A 25524-nucleotide genomic window follows, 5' to 3' on the forward strand; every position below is an offset into this window, starting at 1 on the left:
TGTCATCCTTTCTAGAAAATTCTGTACCCTGCAAATCTATAGGCAAGTCGGTATGAAATAACGATTAGAATTAAACTAATTGCCGATTTAAAAAGATTAACTGCGGTCGCAAAGCTGAATTGTCCGCTGAGAAGACCTTCTCTGTACACAAAGGTATCAATGATATCCCCTTGTTGATAGATCAAAGGACTATATAGATTAAATACCTGGTCAAAGTTGGCGTTCAATACATTGCCCAGTGCCAAGGTCGCAATTACAATAGCAATTGGAATAAGTGCTGGTATGGTAATATACATCGTTTGCTTCCAGCGACCTGCCCCATCCACTTCAGCAGCTTCATAAAGTGATGGATTAATGCCGGATAGCGCAGCTAGGAAAATGATCGTGTTGAAACCAAATTCTTTCCAAACATCACTGGCTATGATGGTAAATCGGAACCAATTGCCGTCCCCTAGAAAAAAGATCGGTTTTATGCCGAAAACGGACGAAATAAACTGATTGACGATCCCTGTTTGTGCTAGGATATCGATCAGAATTCCTGAAAGGGTAACCCAAGACAAGAAATGCGGTAGATAGACGAGTGTTTGAATAGATCTTTTAAGACCCATATTCCTTACCTCATTGAGCAACAAAGCGAATATAAAAGGAATAATCAGGTTCAAAACAATTTTGGAGCAAGCAAAAAACAGTGTATTCCAGGTGATTTGCAGGAAATAATCGTTCTCCCACATGTACCTAAAATGCTTAAGTCCGACCCATTCGGAATCAAAAAATCCTAATGCAGGCTTATAATCCTGAAATGCCATGAGTATTCCTGACATGGGGATATAAGAAAAAATAAAAACCATAATTGCCGCTGGTAATACCATGAAGTGGAGCACCCATGGTTGTTTATAGCCTTTTTTTCTTTTTCTTTTTATACTTGGTTTATTTTCCAGGCCTACCTGCTGTATTGAATTAGCCTCCATAGCTCTCTCCTGTTCCCAAAAAAAATATTTTGTGTGTGATGGGGATCTCTGCTATAAATAGTATCAGGCGTTTCTCAGGTTTGACTATATAACATTGTTAGGCTTGATATGGTTTTATTAGGACATCATCTGGAGGGTACATTTATGAATATTTGGAAGCGCTTTACATCCCTGAGAGAATTAACACAATCCCGGTTTAGTTTGTTTGCCAAAATAAACTGCCTGATCATACTCTTGTTCATCCCCATCATTATCATGTATACCTTTTCAAATAACGTCACATACGATGTTGTAAGCAAAGAGCTGCAGGTGTCCAATACGAAGCAGCTCACTTTTCTGTCCAGTCAAATTGATTCGCGTATTAATCAGATGATGGACTTCGCCCTTATCCTTTCTAGAGATCCCAATGTCAGAGCCTTCAACGGATTAAACATTTGGGCGGATCGATATGATCAGATGCAGACCCGGTATGTCATTCAGGAAAAGATGGTGCTTCAATCCGGGGTTGCAGATATTTGGCCTGCCAGATATGCCGTACATTCACAGCAAAATAAAGATGTCATCTCCAACTACAACCGGACATTTGGGTATGATGAGGATTACTTAAAAAGAAATATGAGTGGAAAATGGACGTATGGCGATCATAGCTTGGAATCTAAAGACGAGCTAAAATCCTTTTACTGGTTCTATACGGATTCCTTAGCTCAGCCGGGGATGTTGACGGGAAGCAACTTGGTGATTGAAGCCAGCTTCAGTTATGAGAATATTCAGAACATGCTGGATACGTACAAGGAAGGTGGACAAGGTGATCCTTTTTTCTATCATAAAGGGAACTCGCCAATTCTGAATCGCAGTGCGGACAAGCAGTTATCTGAAGAACTCATTCTTTACCTGGATAAACACTCACCTGAGAACACTACCCAGGATGTAGTCAAACTCAATGGCAAGAACTACCTGGTCAGCTCTGTGAAGTCCTCCTATTTGGATTGGAATTTAATAGATGTTGTCCCTCTATATCAAATCCTAAAACCCATTTCGCTCAGTCAGGATTTGTTCTATATCTCGATGATTTTGCTGTTTGTTATGGGAATTTCCGCTTCCATATTACTATACAGAAATGTTCAATATCCTATCAAAAAGCTAATTAAAGGCTTACGGCGCGTGCAGCGTGGAGATTATTCTGTACGTCTTCATAACGAGGGCCGGAACGAGTTTTCGTTTCTATTCCATCGCTTTAATGATATGTCCCATCAAATTCAAGACCTGATAGAGAATGTGTTCAATGAGAAAATCCGTGCCCGCGAAGCTACACTTAAGCAACTGCAGGCGCAAATCAATCCACATTTTCTCTATAACTGCCTTGGTTATATTATCAATATGGCCCAAATGAAGGATGAGGACGCTGTCGTCTCAATGGCTTATAATTTAAGTGCTTACTATCGTTATACTACCCGAATGGAACGGGAAACCGCGTCACTGGATGAAGAAATCAAGCTGCTCGTCAACTATTTGGATATTCAAAAGCTGCGCAATGCCAGAATTGATTATCATATCGAAATCCCTGAGAACATGTTAAGCCAGTCTGTGCCACGTCTAATGCTTCAGCCTATTGTGGAGAACTCAGTCATTCACGGAGTGGCCAAATCGTATTCATCGGGTGAGATTAGCATTAGTGGTGAGATTTCGAACGGCTTCTGCAAGATTTATATTGATGACGACGGGCCTGGCTTGAATCCGGAGCAGTTAGAAGCTTTGAATCGTAAAATGCAGGAGCCATTGCAGGAAGAAATGGGCTGTGGGCTCTGGAATACGAATCAGCGGATCATGCACCTGTTCGGTAATCAATCCTGTCTAACCTTTAAACCATCCCCTCTTGGAGGTTTCCGAACAGAGATTATCTGGGAAATCCCTACTGAGGATGAATATTCTAAATTTAAGAATCATCAAGGAGAATAACAACATGCAAATGATTATAGTAGACGATGAAGCGCACTGGGTAGATAATCTTGCCATGACTAAACCCTGGCATACGCTAGGAATTGAACAGGTGCATAAAGCGTATTCGGCACGTGAGGCGCTACAAATTATCGATACCAACCCGATTGATATTGTGATCTCGGATATCCAAATGCCCGAAATGACGGGAATTGAATTAATAGAGCGGATAAGAAAACGTGATAAAAAGATTAAATGCATTATTTTATCAGGCCATTCGGAGTTCGATTACGCCAAAAAAGCACTCCAGCATAATGCTGTCGATTATTTGCTTAAGCCACCTACCGATGATGAAATCATCGGTGCAGTCAAAACTGCCATCGAGCAATTGAACACAGAATGGGAACTTATCAGTTCGCTTAAACGAACCCAGTTTACCCTACGGGAAAATCTGCCGCTTTTACGTGGTCAACTGCTGCTTGATGCCTTGCAAGGTCATCAATTTCAAGCTGGCGAATGGGAACGGAAGCTCGTAAATTATGATTTGCCCTTCCATTCTGGCGATTGCGCTTTGATGCTTGTACGCATGGAAGAAGAATTTAGCCATTATAACAATAATGATCAAACCTTAATTGAATATGCCATCATCAATATGGCTGAAGAGATTATGGGTGAATTCATGCAGGTCTGGGGCGTTAAAGAAGAACATGGATATCTTGTGTTTCTGCTTCAGCTTAAAGAGAAAGGATCCGACATCGGCAAAGAAACCATCCTAGAAAAGCTTTCTTTACAGCTTCAGTATAAGGTTAAGCAATTTCTGAAAGGTTCCCTGTCCATAGTAATCACCGAGTGGTTCCAGTTTCCCGAGAAGGTGTCGAGCCGTTTCCGTCAGGCTACAGCTTATTTCCGGCAGATCGTGGGAGACGAGCGCGAATTCGTAATGCGGGTCAGCGAATTTGAACCTTCCACCACCCAAGGACCTTTGGATGCCCTTTACACCCCGCCGACACTAATTCACCTGCTTGAAAGTGGGCATTGGGATGCTGCGGAAGAGAAACTACTCGCTGTCTGCGCGGAGCTGGATGAGAAATGGTCTGAATCGTGGGAGCATTGCATGGAGGCCGGTTTTTTAATCACTGCATCCTTCACGAATCTCGCACACCGAAATGGACATACTCTAGCTAACTTAGTGGGAGACGATCTCGGTTGGTTGCAAAGCGGTGAAGCGTTCTCGACCATCGGTAAACTTAGAAAATGGTCCCTCAGCATCCTGAGCAAATTGAAAGAAGGAACGTCTAACGAAATTAAGGACATCAGGTCTGAATATGTGAAAAAGATTCAAGATTTCACAGACAAAAACCTGCATTTAGATGTTTCATTACGGGTTCTGGCTGACCATGTAAACCTCCATCCGACTCATTTATCAAAAATTTATAAGATTGAAACGGGTGAAGGAATAAGCGATTATATCTCGCGCCTGCGCATGGATCGGGCCTGCCATAAGCTGAAAAACACTTCTAAAAAAGTCTATGAAATCAGCATGGAGATTGGCTATATGGACCCTGCTTATTTTATAAAAGTATTCAAACGACAGTTCGGAGTAACACCGCAGGAATATCGAGACAATAATAAATAGCATGATAGAGTCCTATCGAAACTAAAAATCTCATATAGATGCCATCCCCGACTAGTTGTTAAAGTTACACTTGTAAAGATCATACACAGTAGGGGGAATTAAAGAATGATCAAGTTCAAAAAAATGTGGTCGTTGTTAACGGTCACAGCACTTATCACACTCACAGCCTGTGGCAGTGGCGGCGGAAATAATGAAAACGCCAAACAAAACAATACCACATCGTCTGAGACTAGTTTATCTGAAGCAGATGCTGCTTTTGAAAAAGGTAAATACGATCCACCCATCGAGTTCAGTTCGGTATTGATGCCGAAGAAATATGTTCAAGGCGATACAAAAGAAAACAATGTTCACGATCGCTGGATGCTGGAAACACTGGGCATGAAGCATAAAGATACTTGGTATCCTGCCAATGACGATCAATACAGACAAAAGCTTCAGCTTGCCATTGCTTCTGGCGAAAAGCTGCCTGACTTCGTTTCTGTACCAACCAATGCAGTGTTGACCAATCAACTGATTGATTCCGGTCAGTTCATTGCTATCGATGAGTTGTTTGACAAGTATGCTAATAAAATTCTAAAAGATCATGCTGCAGCACACCCAGAACTTTGGTATCCATTCACAAAAGACGGTAAGAAATACAATATGCCGATCCTTGAATATACCGATAATGACGATACCCTTCTCTGGTTACGGGAAGATTGGATGGAAAAGCTGAACCTTCAAGCTCCAAAAACAATCGCCGATCTTGAGATCATTATGGACAAATTCAAGAACGAAAACCCTGACGGTCTAGCACCTAAAGATGTTTTCCCACTTGCGATTTCTTTGAAAAACAATACAAACACCTGGATGGGCCAACTCGACTGGTTATTCGGTGCTTATGGTACGATTGAGGAACAATGGAATAAAGATGCCGATGGCAATCTAGAATACGGTTCCATTAATCCTGGTGCTAAACAAGCCCTTGCTAAGCTTAGTGAGTGGATGGAAAAAGGTTATATTCACACAGACTCCGCACTTTGGGATGAAGGTAAATCTGCTGAAAGCTGGACAAAAGGCGCCGCAGGTATTCTACCAGGAGCAAACTGGGTTCCAGACTGGCCGGCTCCCGATCTTATGAAAAATGTACCTGGAGCGAAGATCAAAGCTTATCCGGTTCCAGCAGGTCCAGACGGACTCATCGGTACCAAATGGCAGAACTCTGGGGTAAACGCTAGTATCATGATTAACAAAGATGCTAAGCACCCTGAAGCAATTTTCTTATACTACAACTACTTGCTTGATAACCTAGCTAATCCTGCAGCTGGTAGTGAATTTGAATACGGCTTTGCTAAAGGCTACGATTGGGACATGATTGATGGAAAGCCTACTAGTGATAAAGAGAAGATTAAAGACTTCTCCAATGAGTTTCCTTTCTTAACTGGACCGGCTCGTATTCCTGATCTGTTCATGAAGACATTGGTTAAACTTGCTGATGGTGAAACACCTGTAACTCCTTATGAAAAACAAATGGCTGAGTTCCGTAAACCGGAAAACTGGGCCGCTGCAAAAGTTGTTATGTCGCAAATAGACATTCGTAGACAGAACTATTTCACTGGTGCTGCGACACCAACGATGGTATCCAAATGGAATCTGCTTCGTCAATCCGAAATGGAAACCTTCAACAAAATCATTTACGGCAAGCTTCCAGTAGATGCCTTTGACTCCTTTGTTTCCAACTGGAAAGCAAATGGTGGTGACCAAATCACCAAAGAAGTTAACGAATGGTTCAAGTCTGTATCCACCAAATAGACTAAAGTAAATAAAACAAGCCGGAGCGTGTTCCTTACGCTCCGGCTTGTTTTTTTATGAATTCATCATTAACTTTCGCCCGCTAGAATCCCTTTCAAATACCCCGTCAACTCTTTTGCCGCTTGTTCATGAGCTAATGCTCCCGGATGACTTCTTGCCCCTATGGTCTCATCCGTCATATTTGGAAGCTGCAACACTGAAACCTGCTTGTCCCCTGTTTTCTTGCTATAAACATCGACCGCTCGGTAGATCGCCGGCATCATGGGGATACCAAGCATCCCGTATGCCCATACGAGATGTGCATGTTGATTATTTTTTCTAAGCTTCATCAGAAATTTCTCGGCGGCATCGACAAAAGCTTGTATATCATCCTCATGATAGGTCCCGTCTTCATTTAAGCGTTGTTTATGGCTTTCCCCTGTTACCTCATCTTTCCATTCTGGCGATTGAAAAGCGCCCCCATCATTTGTTCCTAGATTAACTACCACAACATCTGGCTGCCAGGATTCAAAAGAGTGTTCTTGAAAAGCTCCTAAAGCTTCGTTTTTTGCTCCAGTTAGAAGACCACAAACCTGTTCATAACAATCAGGGATATTACCGTGCGGATTATTATCCCAGCTAGTAAGGACGCCCCAGCCACTTTGAGAAATAACTCTATATTCTGCATTTAAAGCATCTGCCGTCATGCTAGTATAGTTGTTAATGGCACTAAACCACATTGGTATCCAGTCTTCTTCAGCCTTGGCACCTATACTTCCTTCACCGGATGTTATACTGTCACCTATGAACTCTATCTTGTGGGGTTTGTCCGCAACCGGCAGAAATTTCCCATCCATCTTCACCGCATGTATCTGCAAAGAGCAGCCAGGGTCTCCACTCATTGCCTGCACATCTTTTACAATACGTACATTTTTCACAACACGTTCATTCATGCCTCTAAATACACAAATCCAATACCGGCCTGCTACTAACATTTGTCTGCTAACAGGAACAGAATTGATCAGGATGCTAATCCAAGGTTCATAAACATCATAATCTGCTTCTACTTCAAGCCATAGCTCAGAACTTTTAACATTTAATTCGACCGCACTGCCTGTCCAAAATAACGTTAGTGGAGAAAGTAAACCTGTTGTTCTGCCGTGAATTTTCAGATGTTCGATATCAGCTAATGTATGTACCTTTAAGTTTGTATTCTGCTTCATAAAATCCCTCCTAAATTACCACTAGAATCCTAATCTACACTTCTACTTCACTACTTCTTCAATACTATCTTATAATCCTTTTCCAAATAGCATATAGCATATAGCATATACTCTGCCTCTGGTACAATAAAATTAAATGAGGTCATGAACAAAGGTGGGATTGAAGTTGAAAGTTATACCTAATTGTATTACACTTGGCAGAATTATTTTGGCAATCATGCTGTTATTCTTCGAGCCCCTAAGTTCGGCCTTTCTTGTAATTTATATCCTTTGCGGAGTCACCGATCTGATAGATGGTCCAATTGCCCGAAAATCAGGCACAACAAGTCATCTCGGAGCAAAGCTGGATTCTGCTGCCGACACGATACTAATCGGGATCTGCTTATTTACTTTGTATCCGTTTCTGGGTCTTGCACTCGAATTCATCTTATGGATCTTCTTGATCGCGGTCATCCGCATAACATCGATAGGGATCGCCCTCCGGAGATTCAAAACTTACGCAAGCATCCATACCTACGGCAATAAACTTACCGGGCTCCTCTTATTTATAACTCCTTTATGGCTTTCCCATAGTACCCACACCATTTGGACAACCATTGTCTGTATAATTGCAACCTTATCCGCCGTGGAAGAATTGATCATCCAAATCACATCCACTCAATTACAGCTGGACAGAAAAGGATGGTTTTACAACCATCCTAATCAGGAATAATGAAAGACACTGTAGTTCCCACCCCAGGAATACTTTGAATCTTCAAGCCTTGTCCATATAATTGTGTTAATCTCCGATCTGTATTAAGGAGACCAATTCCTTGATCCTTAAGACTTTTGGGCTGTAATAACTTGCTGACTTGAGCTTCATCCATTCCAATCCCCGTATCTGCAATGATAAAATGAACAGCCTCCGCATGTGTCTCGATGTGAATACGCAAGGTTCCACCTTTTGCCCGACTTAAGATCCCATGCCGGACGGCGTTCTCGACCAGTGGCTGAATCGTCAGCGGAGGAATTAGAAGCTGGAGATTCGCGTCTACTTCCCATTCAACTTGTAGCCTCTCCTCAAAACGCTGCTGCTGGATATATACATAATTCTCGACCAGCTCCAGCTCTTGCGACAGCGAAACAAGTTTGCCTGCATTTAAGAAGTCAAAGCTGATCCGCAGATAAGTAGTGAACGCATCTGAAAGATCTTTCATTTTGACAGTGTCAAAATCACTCAAGGACATAATCGAATTTAATGTATTAAAGAGAAAATGTGGATGGATCTGCGCTTGTAAATAAGCAGCCTCCATTCTCAAACGATCATTGACTGCTTGCTTCATAGAAGTGAGCGACGAAGCACGATACTTCAATTCTATGGCATCTACTGGCTTGGTTACATAGTCATTAGCGCCAGCCAAGAAACCTGCGTAGACATCCTCCTGCTCACTGCGGGCGGTCAATAGAATAATAGGAAGTTCATACATCGTGAACCGCTCGCGTATCAATCTTGTCAATTCATAACCAGACATGCCCGGCATCATCACATCAGCGATAACCAAATCAAACTGCTCATGATGCAACATATCCAGCGCCTCACGGGCTGAAGTCGTTGTATCAATCCGATAAGCTCCATCTGATAAAATATTTTGCAGAACTTTTAAATTGACCGAATCATCATCAACCGCCAGCACATGTATGATGTCAGCGTCTGTATCGAGCTTCGAGAGTGCCTCTACTTCCTTTGTATTATAGGTGGCAGCCACCATAGCTGATTTCTCAGCAGTTATCCACGTGCTGAATGGTGACAATGGATCCGAATCTTTTTCTGTATGAACATCTGGAATAGATGACTGCAGGCCCCCTTTAGCTACAGGTAATTTGAAGCTGAACTTACTTCCCTGACCCGGCTGCGATTGCAGCAATAATTCACTGCCATGCAGTTCGACCAGCTCCTTACAGATGCTAAGTCCCAGCCCAATGCCGCCTTGACCGTAAGCCCCTTGTTCATAGCGCATAAAAACACGCTTTTTCAAAGCTTCATCCATACCTACTCCTGTATCCGTAACATGTATCCATACATCCCCACCTACTTGTTCTGCGGCCAGTTCAACACTTCCCTGTTCGGTGTACTTTAGTGCGTTATGAACTAAATTAATCAGAATCTGCACCAATCGCTCCTCATCCGCATAAACACGAGGCAGTTTCTCATCTATAGACATTCGAAGCTCTACCTTCGTCCCACCGGTTAAGAAGCGTAACATATCCAGTACACCTTCAGCCAATGACCTCACTTGCAAGACCTTTATATTCATCACAATCCGCTTATCCTGCAATCGCACAACATCAAGCAAGTCATTCAGCATAAGCGACATCCGGCGACTGACCATAATTAGCAATTCCATGTCACGCTGGCTCTCTTCATCCAGCACATGTTTTTTTCTTGTTAACACACTTTGGGCAATATTCATAATCCCATGCAGTGGAGTGCGCAGCTCATGTGATGTATTGGCTAGAAAACGGTCCTTTAATTTATTGGATTCCGCCAATTGAGCGTTCAGTAACACATTTTGATGGGATTGATGAAAATATCTCCTAAACCAATAGGCGGAAAATGCGGCAAGGGCAGCAATTAAATCTACGGGATAAAACATGAATTGTGAGCTACCGGCATAGTAGACAGCCCCCCACAACATATTATTTAGTACTGCTAACACTGAAAACAATAAAAATAGAGCACCTTCAGCTCGTAAGGATACCATCTTCCAAAAATAATATACCGTCCAACACACTGGGACGTAATACAGGATCATGTAATACCCTTTTCCGATGATATATAACACTGCCTCTTCAGGACCTACAATAATAAATAAAGTAAAAATGAGAACTGATAGGATGTAACTATAAAACGCCTTGCCTTTCCGTCGATTCCCCAATAGTTCTCTTCCCATCAATAAAAGGAATAGACAAAACCCTATATACGAAAGAACCTTTAACCTCAACATCCAGGCAAAATCAACATGAAGAAACCGGAACAACAGTCCATTATGTTCAACCCCAATGGATACAGCCGCAGCGACCATCATTAGGAAAAAAATAATCAGCTCTGTTTTTCGTACATCCATCAGATAGATAATCAATAAATACAACCCATGTAGAAGAAGCATGACCCCTACGACTAACTGCAAGCCAATGGAATTCCAGTATATAGTGTCTACTTCATGTTGAATACCAAACTCCACCGACCGAATTATGCCCCCTTTTAGTGGAGACTCATAGTTTGACGTCCGGACAAACAGATCCAGATGCTTCTGATCTGTAGGTGTATAACTGATTAAGAATGCTTTCGTCACATAAACATGCTCTTCCTTCTCGTCAGATAACACACCAAACCGTGCGAGCACTGTTCCATTGATCTCCACTTCAGAAGAAGTATAGATGGACTGGAACCAAAAGCTTAGCGGCTCAGACAAGGGTTGATCTAGCAAAATACGCATATGATAAGTTCCGTATCCATATGCCTTTTTTTGCTCTGAAGGATTAAATGCGGTACTCCAGTTACCCGGCACCTGAAGCATTTGGCCTTTTAAAACGCTATCCACATTGGCGGCATTCACCCATTGTTGAGGATAAAACTCCCATTCTCCATCCAATGGAAAAGAGCTTAGTGATTCAAGGTCTACTCCCCGCAAATCGAGCACACCTTGCTCCACTACCGGGGCATTGGATAAAGTAAAATGATTGTACCAGCTCCAGCGTATTGCAATCAGCAGGCAGATGAATACTACTATGTACAACATATGACTTAACTTAATTTTATTCTCCGAAGTTCTCATAGACTCCTCATTCGTCAATAGTATTTAATAGTGCTATATCCCTATCTCCAACTTTGAGCAATACAGTATGATTATACTATATTAAGAGGCCTATAGACGTATGTAATCCTATGTTTAGAGGAAAAAAATCAACTATCCCATAGAGCAGATAGTTGATTCCTTCCTTAACGCTTCTTCTAATGTAGAGTTCGATGTGTTTAGATTTCTAGCAATGAGAATACTTTATCGAAACCTGCTTTGGAACGGGAAAATAATTCAGATGAACTGTGTGCGGAGGCTGGTGCCAGCACTTCTTGGGCGATAACGCCGGTATACCCGATCTTTGTAAGGCTTCCCAGGAAGCCTGTAAGATCAATAGCCCCTTCCCCTGGATACAATCGATCAAAATCAAGCAATTCTTCTATGGGCAGAGGTTTAGCATCATTGATATGGACATACGCGATTTGATGCGGTTGTAATTTCAGCAGATCCTCACTTGTTAATCCATTTGTATGCCAATGATAGGAATCCAGCAACAAGCCGATATTTCTCACTTGAATGGTGTCTATCCAGTTCAACGTATCATGCATCGTCCAGATCAGCGGATTTGCCCATTGTGTACGTAAGTGATGAGGGCCAACGAACTCTAAGGCTAGCGAAATACCATAAGCGCCTAATATTTCTGCACATAGTCTTAAACGTCTAGTGGCTGCAATCATAAACGGTGCGACCGGAAGATCAGTCGAAGGTAAAATATATGTGCAGCATGTGGTGCACTTTAAGTCAGCAGCGGCCTCAGCCATCTGGGTAAGCGATTTCAGACTCTCCCTAAAGCTATCCTCTGTCGTGCGCCAATCTACCTCTAAACCAAAAGATCCTAGCATGACGCCATGACTTTCCAACAATTGAACTGCCCCATCCTTGCCATATTGATGTACCAACTCTAATGGATTGACGTCTATGGACCGAAACCCGAATTGGCTCGCAAGTCTGATGTATTCTTCATTGGAACTAATCTCACCCAAACCTGCTGTTGTTAATCCTCTTATCATCGTCGTTCTCCCCCTTTATGACCAATCAAACAGTACATCATTGTTCTGGGTACCCATTCCTAGTCTAGCGCATTTGGCACTCGAATAAAACACCTCAGAGGACAAGTCATTCCTTTCATTTTTCTTCAAAGATCCTTATACTTGCTTGAAGAAGCATTTCAAGGGAGAATGAAAAGTATGGACATAAAAAAATTACAATACTTTATTGCTGTAGCAGAGGAACTGCATTTTAACCGTGCTGCAGAGAAGCTAAATATGACGCAGCCTCCCTTAAGCCAGCAAATTCAAGCTCTGGAGAATGAGATGGGTGTGAAACTATTAGAACGGAATAAAAGACAAGTTCGGCTCACGCCAGCGGGGGCGGTATTTCTAGAGGAAGCTAAATCCATTCTATCTCAACTGGAACGCTCTATTAAAACAACACAATTAGTCGATCAAGGAATTATCGGATATTTGAACATTGGATTTATAGATTCTGCAGCTGGTGGAGTATTGGTTGATATGTTAAAAATGTTTCGGGAACGTTATCCCCAAGTACAACTCACATTACATGAGATGACGTCTGCTCAGCAGTGGCAGGCTTTACATGAAGGAACGATTCACATTGGATTTGTACGTTATACAGAGTCGGGCAAACATATCGATCATCGTCCCCTAGTCAATGAATCGCTTATTGCCGTTTTGCCAGAGCAGCATCACCTAGCTCATTTACCGGTATTATCCATTCGTTCTTTAGCTTTAGAGCCTTTTATATCGTTCCCACGCCATTTAGGAGCTCCTTTTCATGACCTCATTATGAGCTTTTGCGCCCAACACGACATGTATCCGAATGTAGTACAGGAAGCCATTCAGATGTACACCATTGTAAACTTGGTAGCCGCTAATCTTGGAGTTTCTATTGTTCCCTCTTCCGTTGCTATTTTTCAGCGCGAAGGTGTCGTATTTCGTGCCTTTGAAGAAAGCACACCATCGATTCCCCTTTATGCCGCTTGGAGAACCGATTGCGATCGTGCCTCCTTATCCGCGTTACTAGAGATCATAGGACAAATGAGTTCAGAAGTTATTAATGGTGAATGATATAATATTCAGCCCGTTTTTCTAGGATCACGTTCAACGAGTCCTTCTAGCACCCTATCGATTTGCATCATAACTTCCCTATCCAGACGAACTCCCGCAGCTTTGGCATTTTCTATTACTTGCTCAGGCTTGGATGCCCCAATAATTGCAGATGAGACTTGTGGATTTTGCAACACCCATGCTATAGCCAACTGCGGAAGCGTCAACCCAACTTCGCTGGCGATGGTAGAGAGATTCGAGATCGCCTCAAGCACCTCAGTCCGAAGCCATTGACCCGCCAATTTATTCATAAATGGTGAGCCCGCAGCTGTTGAAGCACGAGAACCCTCTGGCAATGGTTGCCCTGGCATATATTTGCCTGAAAGAATCCCTTGAGCAAGCGGTGACCAGACCACCTGTCCAATCCCTTCCCGCTCACAAGCTTGAACTACCTCCGTCTCCATTACGCGCCATAACATCGAATATTGAGGTTGACTAGCCACCAATGGCACCTTCAATTCCCTCGCCAAAATAGCACCTTCTGCTATCTGATCCGCCGTCCACTCACTTATCCCGACATAGAGAACCTTACCTTGACGCACCAGATCCGAAAAAGCCAAGAAGGTCTCTTCAAGGGATACTGTTGCGTCAAAGCGATGCGCATAATAGATATCAATATAATCGGTCTGTAATCTGTTCAGTGAAGCATGGCACGCCTCCATAATATGCTTGCGAGACAGACCTCTTGCGTTACGTCCCGTCCCTGTGGGATGGCACACCTTGGTACACAATTCGATATCAGCTCTGTGCACTCCTTTTAATGCTTGGCCCAGCACCATCTCAGCTTTCGTATCGGAATATACATCTGCAGTATCAAATGTTGTGATCCCTACATCCAATGCAGCGTGAACACAAGCATGGGCAGTATCATTGTCCACTTGAGCACCATGTGTAATCCAATTACCATAAGCAATCTCACTTAGATGTAAGCCACTCGTTCCTAATTTGCGATAGTTCATTTTATACCCTCCTTTAGATAACAATCTGATTGTAACAAAGAGATATTAATACGAGAAATACTCTTTAATATGTGCTTTAATTCAAAAAAGATATTACTGAGAACCTTAAAGATAATAAAAAACGCCCTTTAGGCGTTTTTTTCGGTAAATATTCTGTTTCGAAACTCTAACTTCGTCTATACTCCAGTAAGTATTAACCTCTAAGCCTTGTTACCGCACCACAACTAACAGTACAATAATTCCGAGCCAAAACAGCCAGCTTACTGGGTGACCGAAATTTAATCCCCAGCCGACTCCGAGCCTTTTCTTGACGATTAGGTTTGGATCTTTGCGATTGAAATAAATCATACCTAATCGCCATTTATCATCATCATGGACAGGTCTGACATTGGAGCTATCGGCAGATCGCTCCAAGCGGCTTTCGCCCTGACCAGCCCAGAACGTTAAGGCCAAGGCGTATAGGATGATAAGGGCTATTATGATTAGGATAATAGGGATAGCGAAATTCATGTTAAGCTGAGATATCATATTTAGTTGCACGACGGAAAACAGGATAACTATTAAGAAGCTTGCTGTAAGCATAAAATATGACCAAGTACGGCGGTAAGTTGCGTCTTGTCTGATGGAACGGTTAGGATCATTGGGTTGAACCTGCTGCTTCACTCTGCGAATACTCCAATTCTCAAATATGAACAAAAGTGTTATGAACACTTGCATGATCGTAGGCATAAACACAGAACTATAAGATTTAGCTGCATAGCCGTCTACGTTCCAACTGCTGTTGTAATGGATCGGAATCTGATCAGGAATCAGATCGTAGTTGCGTAGCACATTTACAATAGTAACAACAATAATTAAAACATGAATGAGGAACCATTTATTAGACAAGCCAATGTTTCTTTTCCGAAATCCAGTGTCCACTGCCATGATCGATGGTTCCAGAGCAATAGGCAGCATAGGTAGTAAACTTTTCATTTTGAAATAATAGCTAATGTTTATGACTAGGGAGATTACGACCATGGCGAGTGAATAAGTGACAATGATCCAACTTGGTTGCTTGGAATGTTCATCACCGTATATTAGACAGAGGATACAAATAATGAATAGGATGGTATGTAAGGTAGCACTAATCCTAGCATATGACTTCCGCATCTGGCGCAGAGGCTCACTATGGAATTGTACAGGGCTGACGGTGACCCCAAAACTAATCGTCTCTCTTGTTAAATAAGGCATGCTTACCATGAGTACAATGGCAGGTACAAATACTAAGATCATTACTATAACAGGCATTATCGTCATATCATTCGCCTCCTCTTATACATAAGTGTGTATTTGAAAACTCTATAACCCTTATAGCATAGGCGATTCATCACTATGCCTTTTTGCGTATGATTATCCTATTAACTTAGGATAGGTAATCGGCTTGAACATAAATTTTATTATAATCGATTTTAGTGAATATAGGGGTGAAATTAACAATTTATCCAGTTTTTTTGCTACGCAGAGCTCCTCATCTGACAACTGAATTATGGCAAGTACATCTGTTTGAAATTCTGTGTAGGTAAAGGACTCGCCTCGTATCTGCAATGGTGCGGATTACTGCGTCAGAGTATAAATAAGTCCTTCCATGCTTAATATAGTACTTGCTCAGGTTTGTTCCATTAAGATATTTCTCTACAATCGCTCGATAAATAGGACGCTTCATTTCATCCACTATCAATGATAGAATGCACCGTTTCATTCGATTCAACATCAAAATAGCCAACATACGGCGTATTTTCTACTTCCGCTGATAATCGGATTTTCAGTGCAGGGAAACCATCTATTCCTAGCGACCTGCAAAAACGAACAACCGCCGCACTGCTTGCCTCCGCTTTTGTCGCTAACTCATGTATGGTCATATGCAGCACTTCTTTAGCATTTGCAAGAATGTACTCCGCTACTTTTTCTCTGATTCTGGCAATTCATTTAAGTCTAGCTCAATTTGCGAAATCATACTTCCCCGCAATTAAACCCGCTCCAACAAATGCAGGAATCAATGGTATGAAAATATTTCCGATTTTTCGCAAAAATTTCTTGAACGGTTTATCTATGATTCCACACGTTCCATTATTGACGAATTTTTTTTTCAACATTAAACTATAAGTTAAGAAATTAAATTTCAAAAAAAACCGTTTTTTTTCATTTATTAAATTTATCCCAACATTACGGCGCAGGAGGAAATGAAAGATGACGACGACACCAAACATCATCGTAATGAACCATCCAACTAGAGAGCAGCTTGAAAAGATTTACGATATTTTAGATGAATGCTTTTCCGTAGGCCGAGCTTTTTTCCAAGAAAGATTAGACCTCGACACCACATATGATCCAGATACAACATGGTTTGCGATGGTAGACGGTAAGATTGCATCCAATGTACAAATTTTCCCGTTTCATATTAGAGTCGGTCAAGCGATCTTGAAAACAGGTGCAATGGGGAGTGTCGGTACAGATCTAAATTACCGCGGGCTGGGGCTTGCACACAAAATTCTTCATGCGCAGACCAACTATATGAAAGAAACCGATTATGATATAAGCTTGCTTTTGGCTAGCAAGCATGCGTTTTATGAAAAGGCTGGCTGGAGACTTATTCCGGAGACTGCTTTCGCAATTGAAAAACCAGCAAGTTTGGAGCAGCAGCAAAACAGTGATGAAATCATTCCTTTTGAAGCCTGTTATCTCGATGATATCCGTTTCATCTATGAACAATTCAATAAGAATCGTACCTACACCGTGATCCGAAGTAGAACGTATTGGAATGATTTATTGACCTGGCCGGAATGGAAGAAAGTTGACTGCTTGCTCCTTCGCAGAAATGGAAAAATCGTCGCTTATGGCATCATTGAAAAGAAAGATACTGAACAAGTATTTATTAATGAATTATTGTATTTGAACGAAGCCGAAAACGGCGTTGAAGCTTTGTTTCATGCCTTATGTCAGCTGCGTCAAAATGCAAAGCAAATATTAGCGATGCTCCCAGAGGACCATAAGCTATATTCCTATTACCAACAGCATCAAGCTAATTCAATTCAAATCAATATGGCGATGTGGAAAATGATCAATCTCAGTTCAACTTTCCATAAGCTTCAGCCTGAATTAGAAGATCGCCTAAACCGTAGCAACATAATTGCAGACCAGGAGCTGCATATTGCACTTCGCAGTAATGAGGACTGTATCTACTTGGATTATAAGCAAAAGCAGCTTTCTGTTTCCGATGCTAGTAATCATACCAATCCCTATACTTCAATAGAAGTAGATGAACGCGAGCTAATGACTTATATCATGTTCGGCTATAATGAAGCAGGCGCAGCAAAGGACAGTACTGAGCACGCTAACATCCTTCAAGCTCTATTTCCGAAACAACAAGCCGTGTTTTATTTGACTGATAAATTTTAAGCCATTTTTGATTCCTACCATTTTAAAATAAGGGTGTGTCGCAAGTCCAACTGCTCGGACTTATGACACACCCTTATTTTTCCATAGCGACAAAAACTAGTCGTTGTTCTTTTTTGATCTTCCTAACAGGACAGCACCGTAGGCCGCATCCTTAATCGGCAAAATCAACTTTGTTTGCGGGTAGCTCTGTGCGAGCTTTCGCTCCAAGGCTTCTTTCACAAAGCGAGACTTTTGCAGCACACTTCCTGCAATCGCAATCGGACTTTCATATAGCTTAAGCCGTTCAATAACAGGCACAACAAGCTCATATAGATTGGCTGCACATTTCTCCGCTAACGCTATTGCATGTGCATCGCCCTTCTCGCATGCGGTCGTCATAATCGGTGCGAGCTGCGCAATATCTTTTTTCGTCGTATTTTTATCATAAACAAAGCCAATAATCTCTTTCACAGTGCTTAATCCAAGCTGCTCATATACCATCGCTGGGATGACCGTATCGGTTATTCTTCCGTCCTCCACTTGAACTAATCCGGATAATAGATCGCGCCCAATACTATAACCGCTTCCCTCGTCATCAATCAGATGACCAAAACCTCCTGTGCGATGCTGCTCTCCTTTTTCATTGACCCCAAAGCAAATCGATCCTGTACCGGCAATGAGAATGATGCCTTGCATCGCATTTTGTGCCCCGTATAATGCGGTTTCTTGATCGCCAGTAATCGTTAATGGCCCGATATAACCGTTATTTCTCACATGCTGCTCCAAAAAATTGATGACCAGCGGATTACTTATTCCTGCCGCACCTATACATATATGAGCAACTTCTTGTAAATTACTGCAGTAGAGCTTCATTTGACTAAAAATTTTCTCAAAGGAAGCGGCAATAGCATCAGCATCACCACCGTTATAATTAATAGGCCCTACAGTAAAGGTGAATAAAGAGTCTTCCTGGTCATGCGTAATGGTGACAGCTGTTTTCGTGCCACCCCCATCAATTCCAACGATAAATGCCATACCTATGTCCCCTTGTTGTACTTTTTATCTACATCTGTATCGTAATCTTGGCGGTGGGTACAACCTCACCATTTAGGATTGGAAGGAGTGATTTGAATGCATCAAGTGTATACTCAAATGCCGCAATTCCGCAGAACTCGCCTTCGATTAACGGTAAATCATACGGGCGACCTAATGTAATGGCCGTTACTTTGCAGCCTGCTGCCAGCAGCTTCTGAACAAGCGCAAGCTGACCTTTGTTTTCACGCGCATTAAACAAGCCGATAACAATATGCTTGTAGCCTTGTACCTTTGGCAGCGCAGCGTTGATTTGCTCCTCACTCGGGTCAATGCCGATAATCTCATAAGCTGTATTGAAATGCTCCCCCATATATTGCGGAAAGCTAAGAGCTTGATTCAAGCTGCTGGACGCAAGATCGGTGCGGTATGAATAGGAACCCATAAATAACACTTGCTCGTCACCGGTATGAATGGGCTGGAGCTCACCTTTAATGAGGCAGATCGTTTCCGTACGCATTAGCTCATTTGCTCGGCGATGTACATCGCAGCCAACTAGTTCATAATCTAGCTCCTCAATCGTCGCATATTGTGCTTTATAAGCTAAAATTTTTGTAACAGCTGCATCAATTAGCGCTTCATCCAAGTCACCGGTGGCTACAGCTTCTTCGATCAAATGAATCGCTTCCTTCACTGTCTCAGGAGTATGACTAATGAATACCAAATCAATACCTGCTTTAACAGCTCCTAACGCTCCTTTTGCCGTACCATAGTATCGTTTGATCGCGTCCATTTCTAAACAATCCGATACAACTAACCCTTTATATCCTAATTTTCCTTTTAATATCTCTGTAATAATGGTATGAGACATAGTTCCGGGCACACCGGATTTTTCAATTTTCGGAAATAAAATATGTGCACTCATAATCGCTTGAGCGCCTTGCTCAATTGCGGCCTTAAACGGCAGCAGCTCAAGCTGCTCTAATTCCTCAAGTGTTTTTTCAATGGTAGGCAAGCCAATATGTGAATCGACATTTGTATCACCATGACCTGGAAAATGCTTAAGTGAGGACATGACGCCTCCATCGAGCAATCCCTTCATCATTTGAATTCCATACTGGGATACTGTTGCAACAGAATCACCATAGGAACGAACATTTATGACTGGATTCAATGCATTATTGTTAACGTCCATAACTGGAGCTAGATTAAAATTAATACCTAATGCTTTCAATTCTCTGGCAGTCATTCTGCCTGCTGCATACGCATTTTCAGGTCGTCCTGAAGAAGCAATTGCCATGGCTCCAGCAACATTGGTCGCGTCTTTAGGCATACGAGTGACTCGACCGCCTTCTTGGTCGATCGTAATAAAACCCGGGATACCAGTATGTGTCATGTACCATTGCTGCAGCTCAGTAACAAGCTCGCCTAATTGATATTTATTGTCGATATTATGTGAGAATAAAATAATATTGCCGACTTTATAATGCTCAATAACTTCCTTCAGCTCAGGAGTGATCTCGGTTGAAGGGAAGCCTGTTACGAACATTTGTCCAATCTTTTCGCGCAAGCTCATATGTTCTATTGTTCTCATCAATTATTCACCTTCCTCTAGCGATATAAATGATACTGCTGTGTTATTTCTGCAAATTGCTTGCTTTCCGCTGCAAACTGTTCAAGCAGCTGCTTGGCTTGCATATTTTCCGTACGATACATGTTGTCTCCCCCCAGCAAATCGATAAATGGACGAGAGCCCTCCTTCACAGGAGGCAGGAATGAAAATTGCTCGTACAAATCTCTTATCGTAAATAATAAGGTTACCCCAACTTCTAAAGGCCTCAGCACTTGGAGATCTGTAATGTAAATTTGTACCCCGCCGCATAGCTCGCCACAATGTTTAGATGACGTTGGCTTGAAATGAACTGGACGAAAAAGCACACCCGGGATACCTTTTGCATTCATCTCATCTGCCAATTGCTGCGCTTGAATGAACGGAGCACCAATCATTTCAAAAGGGAACGTTGTTCCACGTCCTTCGGAGCAGTTTGTGCCTTCAAATAAACATGTTCCTGTATATAATAACGCCGTTTCATATCGTGGTATTCCAAGTGAAGGATGAACCCAGGTTAATCCTGTATCCGGAAAGGACATGCTCCGTTCCCAGCCTTCCAAACGAACGACATGCAGCGATGCATTCCAATTCATTTGATCATTTGCCATCGTTGCTACCTCACCTGCTGTTAAGCCGTATCGCACGGCTAGCTCGTAATTTCCAACAAATGATTTGAAGCCGGGCTTCAAGACATTCCCTTCTACCGTTACCCCGTTAAGCGGATTAACACGATCAAGAACAACAAATTCCACACCTGCATTTGCACAATCTTCAAGTGCATATAGCATCGTATAAATAAATGTGTAATAGCGTACACCAACATCTTGAATATCGTATACAATGATGTCTACTTCATTCAGCATTTCTTTTGTTAAACGCTTGGAGTCTTTACGGTACAAGCTATAGACTGGAACATTCGTAAAAGGATCCATGTAAGTGTCTACTACTGCCCCTGCATCCAAATCTCCGCGAACGCCATGCTCAGGTGAAAACATCGCAGCAAGATTAAAATTTTCATGTAATATAGTAATCGTTGATGCAAAATCCTTCGTAAGACCTGTCGGCGCTGTAATCAATCCTACGCGCTTACCTTCGAACAAATAACGATAATTCGTTATAGAATCAATCCCATTTAACACCATATGAAGCTGCCTCCTAGCTGCTTTTTCGCATAAATGGATAGAACAAGGGAATGTTTCCTGCTATACATAGAAACACTCCCTCTTAGCTAGTTGAATAGTTACCAAAGACTAGACTGCCTAACCTTCACCGTTTCAGCTGGCACCATAAATGCTTCTGCATATGTCTTTCTTGCTTCACAGCCGCGAACAACTGCTAGTGCTTTATAATAATCCATGTATTTGAAAGATTTGCTATTCGTCACAAACCAATGCTTGCTTAAAGCATCTATCCATAGATCAAATGCCGCTTGATCGAAATCCACATATACGTAAGGGACATAATCAACCGCATCCTCCCAGTTTTCGGAGTAATATAATCTTGCTGCAAAGTGCGCGGGGAGCGCTCGTTCAAAGGATGATAGACTTGCGAAGAAACGGGCATCATTTACGATATGATGCGTTAGCGCATGGTCCTTATGCATACTGTTTTTCCAGTGTGTAATAATAATGTTAGGCTTCACGCGACGAATTACATCACAAACCTCCATACGAATTTCTTGATTGTCAGGCAACTCTCCGTCACAATAATCATTGAATACAATGGCTTCACCGCCTAGCATATCCGCAAAAACCTGTGCCTCTTTCACTTTTTGCTGACGATATTCCTTCATATCCTGTCCTGCCGGGACCCCTCGTTCACCCGCAGTTAACGCTAGTGTCACAATGCGATCTCCCTTTAAACTATGACTAGCGAGCACACCACCAGAAGCTAGCTCCACATCACCAACATGCGCTCCAATTGCTAATACTGTGAATTTTTCGCTCATCTTTAAAGTTCCCTCCGCAATATAGAAAATTGTTTTTCAATAGTAAAGCCCGCTTTTTGATAGATTCGAAGAGCCGGATTATTATTTCCAGTGAATAGAGAGATATATTGACAGCCCACATTTTGAAAAGCTTCAACCATTCTGAAAAATAATACACTGCCAAGGCCATGACCCTCATGCTCTGGGTGCACTCCGATACCGCAAAAAAATGCTCTTCCATCAGGCTGCGAAATAATTGGACCCGCAAAGCCCACAACCTCGTTGCCGTACACAGCTACTACAAGTGGTGCGCCAACCTTCACATAAGTAACAACATCCTTCTTCCACTGCGGATTTTGCAGGGCAGCAAGCGTTGCTTCAAGCCCTGTATGTAAATCAGGGACATAGGAAGTAATGTAATAGTCCTTGCTATTTGCATTGGTTTCCTTATCTAAAATATCTTCGGGAACTATAAAGCTTCCGAGTTTTAAATACATGCCGCATTGCCTCGCTCGATCTTCGTAGCCTCTAGCAATTAAAGCTTCATATAATGGCTGGTCCTTACTGATGCCCGGGGCATTATTATGCTCATGCTGAGGTGCACTTGGTATACTCCACTTCAGCTTAACAGGGTTGAAAAACAATACATCCGCTTGTCTTTTCCCAAGTTCTTGGAATCTTTTTTCTAAACGCAATAGAAAAGCATCGTAAAGCTCCAGAGAAGCCACATGGGTATCTATAATAACACTCGTAATATAACCCGCCACATCTCCAAGAGGGAGATCGTCACCGCAGCAGCCAGCTGCAAAACCAACAATCCCTTTTTCGTCACAGCCTACCCATATACAGTCAGCGTCAAAATAAGGATGGTCGATGAATGTATCTTGAAACTCTCGCTCTGTAAATGGCTTATAATCATATTTTGTAGCCTCACGATTCCAAAGCTCTACAACTGCAGAGTGATCTTCAATTGAAAAGGTTCTGATTTGCATCATTTAAGCCTCCTGTGAACGTCCAATATAGGGCCAGGAAATTTTGCCCATTACTACTGGCTGTGAAGCTCCAGTTACTAGCGGGATATTGTTTGGTAAGCGCTCCATCGTGTAATACGCTAGCAGAGCAAAAGCAATTGCTTCCTTAGCATCACTATTACCACCGATATCCTCCTGCGTCAGCACCTGCACGTTATGCGGTGCAAATAAGTGCTGTAAATCACGCAAAAGCGTCTTGTTATAGCTTCCACCGCCGCCAATTAACAATTGCTCAGCCTGATGCTGCGGTGCAATATACCGTTCATAGCTATCGACGATGCTCCAGGCAGTTAAGTACGTAGCTGTTGCAACAACATCTTCTGCTTTCCAGTGATTAACCTTCATCATTTCAATAATTTGTGCCACGTATTGTTGGCCAAACCGTTCTCTGCCTGTCGATTTTGGTAACGGCATCGTATAATATTTATCCTGCTGCATCCATTTCAATAGCTCATCAATCACTTGACCGCCCGCACCAATTTCGCCATCAACATCCATGGTCATTGGTGCAAATAATTGCAATACAAGGCCATCGATAATCATATTTCCAGGACCCGTATCAAAAGCAAATACCTCATCCTGTGAGGCATTTACAGGCAAAACAGTCACATTGCCTATTCCGCCAATATTTTGCATCAGAATTGTTTTCTCTGGATTGTTAAACAATAAGTATTCGGTAAATGGTACTAACGGAGCTCCTTGTCCACCCATTGCCATGTCAGCAACTCGAAAGTCTGATACGCAAGGAATTCCTGTGCGATTGGCGATAACTGCACCATCCCCAATCTGAACAGTACAATGCAGATTATAGCCGCCCATAACATTCTCTTCCGGAGCATGATAGATTGTTTGACCATGCGAACCTACTGCGAATATTTGCGAAGGCGAAAGGCCGCATTTCCCTATAACGGATAATGTGGCTTGGGCGTATAATTCGCCAAGCCACATATTCATTGCGCCAACCTTATCAATCGTAGCGCTAGCGGGATCAAAAAGCTCAAATATGGAGTTTCTAACTTGCACCTCAAAAGGTGTGTTTTCAAAAGCCAGTAATTCAATCTCTACTCCATGCTCTTTTTCGGCTGATGGGAAAAGCTTAACTACTGCTGCATCAATACCATCTACTGATGTACCTGACATCAAGCCAACTAAGTATGTTGCATCAACTTTTGATTGTTTGTCCATTAACCTTTCACCGCTCCAACTGTTACCCCTTCAAGGAAGTATTTTTGTAAACTGAAGAACAAAATAAACATTGGAACTGCTGAAATGGTTGCCCCCGCCATCATCGGTGCAAAGTAAGTTGTATTCGCAAAGCGAAAGTTTTTCAAGCCGACCTGAATGGTTTGCATATCCATCGTATTCGTTACTAGGAACGGCCAGAAAAAGTCATTCCATGCCGCCATGAACGTTAGGATTGCTAGTACTGCCATAATTGTTTTAGATAGAGGCATAATGATATACCAGAAGATTTTAGGCTGGGAACAACCTTCGATTTTAGCAGATTCAATAATTTCACCTGGAATGGAGGACATGAACTGCTTAACCAAGAAGATATTGTATACCGTTACTATGCTCGGCATAATCAACGCTGTGTACGTATTTTGTAATTCAAAAATGTTTACGATCAAAATATATAGTGGAACCTGAGTGACTTGAACAGGAATCATCATAGATCCCAGCAAAATAGCGAACAAAATGTTTTTCCCTTTAAATTTCATTTTTGCAAAAGCATATCCAGCAAGTGTAGCAAAAAATACGTTAGATACCGTGATACACGCTGCCACTATAAAGGAGTTCAATAACCAGTCCCATGTATGTGGGCTGAAGTTAAAGAAGAATTTATAAGATTCAAATGAAATCTTCGATGGTAGGATAGAATAGCTCATTGCACCAGCTTCTACCGGATCACCGAACGAGGAGATGACCATAAAGTATATCGGGAATATGGTAGCTGCGGCAAATAGGATAAGGAACGTAATGTTTGCACCATTACGTATAAACAGATACCCTTTGCTTCTTAAGCTATTATTGTACAAACCCATAGTATTC

General features: G+C 42.1%; 20 protein-coding genes. 6 read left to right on the forward strand and 14 right to left on the reverse strand.

Annotation, left to right across the window (positions count from 1 at the left end):
• Positions 1-11 precede the first annotated feature (11 nt).
• Positions 12-968 carry an ABC transporter permease subunit gene (locus tag MHH86_RS19190; RefSeq protein ID WP_036688682.1) on the reverse strand — a complete coding sequence of 319 codons (957 nt, stop codon included), beginning with the start codon at positions 966-968 and terminating at the stop codon, positions 12-14.
• Positions 969-1112: 144 nt separating this feature from the next.
• Between MHH86_RS19190 and MHH86_RS19195 the strand changes: the two genes are divergently transcribed.
• From MHH86_RS19195 to MHH86_RS19205, 3 genes are all read left to right on the forward strand, one after another.
• Entirely contained in the window at positions 1113-2924 is a 1812-nt protein-coding gene (locus MHH86_RS19195; RefSeq protein ID WP_076141014.1) for a sensor histidine kinase, read from the forward strand.
• 4 nt (positions 2925-2928) lie between these two features.
• Positions 2929-4539, forward strand: a complete 1611-nt coding sequence (locus MHH86_RS19200; RefSeq protein WP_076141015.1) for a response regulator — start codon at positions 2929-2931, stop codon at positions 4537-4539.
• A gap of 105 nt (positions 4540-4644) precedes the next feature.
• Complete coding sequence (locus tag MHH86_RS19205; RefSeq protein ID WP_036688689.1) at positions 4645-6330, forward strand: ABC transporter substrate-binding protein; 1686 nt, start codon at positions 4645-4647, stop codon at positions 6328-6330.
• A 68-nt stretch (positions 6331-6398) separates the two neighbouring features.
• On the opposite strand, the gene MHH86_RS19210 is transcribed toward MHH86_RS19205, so the two are convergent.
• Positions 6399-7532, reverse strand: a complete 1134-nt coding sequence (locus tag MHH86_RS19210; RefSeq protein WP_076143804.1) for an SGNH/GDSL hydrolase family protein — start codon at positions 7530-7532, stop codon at positions 6399-6401.
• A 166-nt stretch (positions 7533-7698) separates the two neighbouring features.
• Here MHH86_RS19210 and MHH86_RS19215 point away from each other — a divergent pair, with 166 nt between their 5' ends.
• A complete protein-coding gene (locus MHH86_RS19215; protein WP_076106418.1) occupies positions 7699-8244 on the forward strand; it encodes a CDP-alcohol phosphatidyltransferase family protein in 546 nt (181 codons plus the stop codon).
• Here MHH86_RS19215 and MHH86_RS19220 read toward each other — a convergent pair.
• Positions 8231-11311, reverse strand: a complete 3081-nt coding sequence (locus tag MHH86_RS19220) for an ATP-binding protein (RefSeq protein WP_342479382.1) — start codon at positions 11309-11311, stop codon at positions 8231-8233. The genes MHH86_RS19215 and MHH86_RS19220 overlap by 14 nt on opposite strands.
• A 233-nt stretch (positions 11312-11544) precedes the next feature.
• On the reverse strand, positions 11545-12378 hold the full coding sequence (locus tag MHH86_RS19225) for a sugar phosphate isomerase/epimerase family protein (protein WP_036688698.1): 834 nt from the start codon (positions 12376-12378) through the stop codon (positions 11545-11547).
• 177 nt (positions 12379-12555) lie between these two features.
• Here MHH86_RS19225 and MHH86_RS19230 point away from each other — a divergent pair, with 177 nt between their 5' ends.
• Complete coding sequence (locus MHH86_RS19230) at positions 12556-13455, forward strand: LysR family transcriptional regulator (RefSeq protein ID WP_076316288.1); 900 nt, start codon at positions 12556-12558, stop codon at positions 13453-13455.
• 8 nt (positions 13456-13463) lie between these two features.
• Here the strand turns inward: MHH86_RS19230 and MHH86_RS19235 are convergent, their stop codons facing one another.
• The 3 genes from MHH86_RS19235 to MHH86_RS19245 form a co-directional block, all read right to left on the reverse strand.
• Positions 13464-14453, reverse strand: a complete 990-nt coding sequence (locus tag MHH86_RS19235) for an aldo/keto reductase family protein (RefSeq protein WP_076179944.1) — start codon at positions 14451-14453, stop codon at positions 13464-13466.
• A 210-nt stretch (positions 14454-14663) separates the two neighbouring features.
• Positions 14664-15752 (reverse strand): DUF1648 domain-containing protein, encoded by a 1089-nt coding sequence (locus MHH86_RS19240; RefSeq protein WP_076179945.1) that lies wholly within the window; start codon positions 15750-15752, stop codon positions 14664-14666.
• Between the two features lie 407 nt (positions 15753-16159).
• Positions 16160-16354 carry a hypothetical protein gene (locus MHH86_RS19245; protein WP_249267671.1) on the reverse strand — a complete coding sequence of 65 codons (195 nt, stop codon included), beginning with the start codon at positions 16352-16354 and terminating at the stop codon, positions 16160-16162.
• A 328-nt stretch (positions 16355-16682) separates the two neighbouring features.
• Between MHH86_RS19245 and MHH86_RS19250 the strand changes: the two genes are divergently transcribed.
• Positions 16683-17891: a GNAT family N-acetyltransferase gene (locus MHH86_RS19250; protein ID WP_076100315.1), complete on the forward strand. Its 1209-nt coding sequence runs from the start codon at positions 16683-16685 to the stop codon at positions 17889-17891.
• Positions 17892-17987: 96 nt separating this feature from the next.
• Here MHH86_RS19250 and MHH86_RS19255 read toward each other — a convergent pair whose 3' ends face one another.
• From MHH86_RS19255 to MHH86_RS19285, 7 genes are all read right to left on the reverse strand, one after another.
• The gene (locus MHH86_RS19255) at positions 17988-18905 is read right to left on the reverse strand and encodes a BadF/BadG/BcrA/BcrD ATPase family protein (RefSeq protein ID WP_076100313.1); all 918 of its coding nucleotides are present in this window, start codon (positions 18903-18905) and stop codon (positions 17988-17990) included.
• Positions 18906-18933: 28 nt separating this feature from the next.
• Entirely contained in the window at positions 18934-20496 is a 1563-nt protein-coding gene (locus MHH86_RS19260; protein ID WP_076316286.1) for a glycoside hydrolase family 3 protein, read from the reverse strand.
• Positions 20497-20513: 17 nt separating this feature from the next.
• The gene (locus MHH86_RS19265; protein WP_076316285.1) at positions 20514-21656 is read right to left on the reverse strand and encodes a DUF1343 domain-containing protein; all 1143 of its coding nucleotides are present in this window, start codon (positions 21654-21656) and stop codon (positions 20514-20516) included.
• Between the two features lie 98 nt (positions 21657-21754).
• Positions 21755-22462 (reverse strand): PIG-L family deacetylase, encoded by a 708-nt coding sequence (locus tag MHH86_RS19270; RefSeq protein ID WP_076316284.1) that lies wholly within the window; start codon positions 22460-22462, stop codon positions 21755-21757.
• Positions 22463-22464: 2 nt separating this feature from the next.
• On the reverse strand, positions 22465-23436 hold the full coding sequence (locus tag MHH86_RS19275) for a GNAT family N-acetyltransferase (RefSeq protein ID WP_342479383.1): 972 nt from the start codon (positions 23434-23436) through the stop codon (positions 22465-22467).
• The gene (locus MHH86_RS19280) at positions 23437-24657 is read right to left on the reverse strand and encodes an anhydro-N-acetylmuramic acid kinase (protein WP_076143793.1); all 1221 of its coding nucleotides are present in this window, start codon (positions 24655-24657) and stop codon (positions 23437-23439) included.
• Positions 24657-25517, reverse strand: a complete 861-nt coding sequence (locus MHH86_RS19285) for a carbohydrate ABC transporter permease (RefSeq protein WP_036688719.1) — start codon at positions 25515-25517, stop codon at positions 24657-24659. The genes MHH86_RS19280 and MHH86_RS19285 overlap by 1 nt, the downstream gene beginning before the upstream one ends.
• Positions 25518-25524: the final 7 nt, after the last annotated feature.

The sequence above is a fragment of the Paenibacillus sp. FSL F4-0097 genome, assembly GCF_038593125.1.
Classification (GTDB): Bacteria; Bacillota; Bacilli; order Paenibacillales; family Paenibacillaceae; genus Paenibacillus_AQ; species Paenibacillus_AQ odorifer.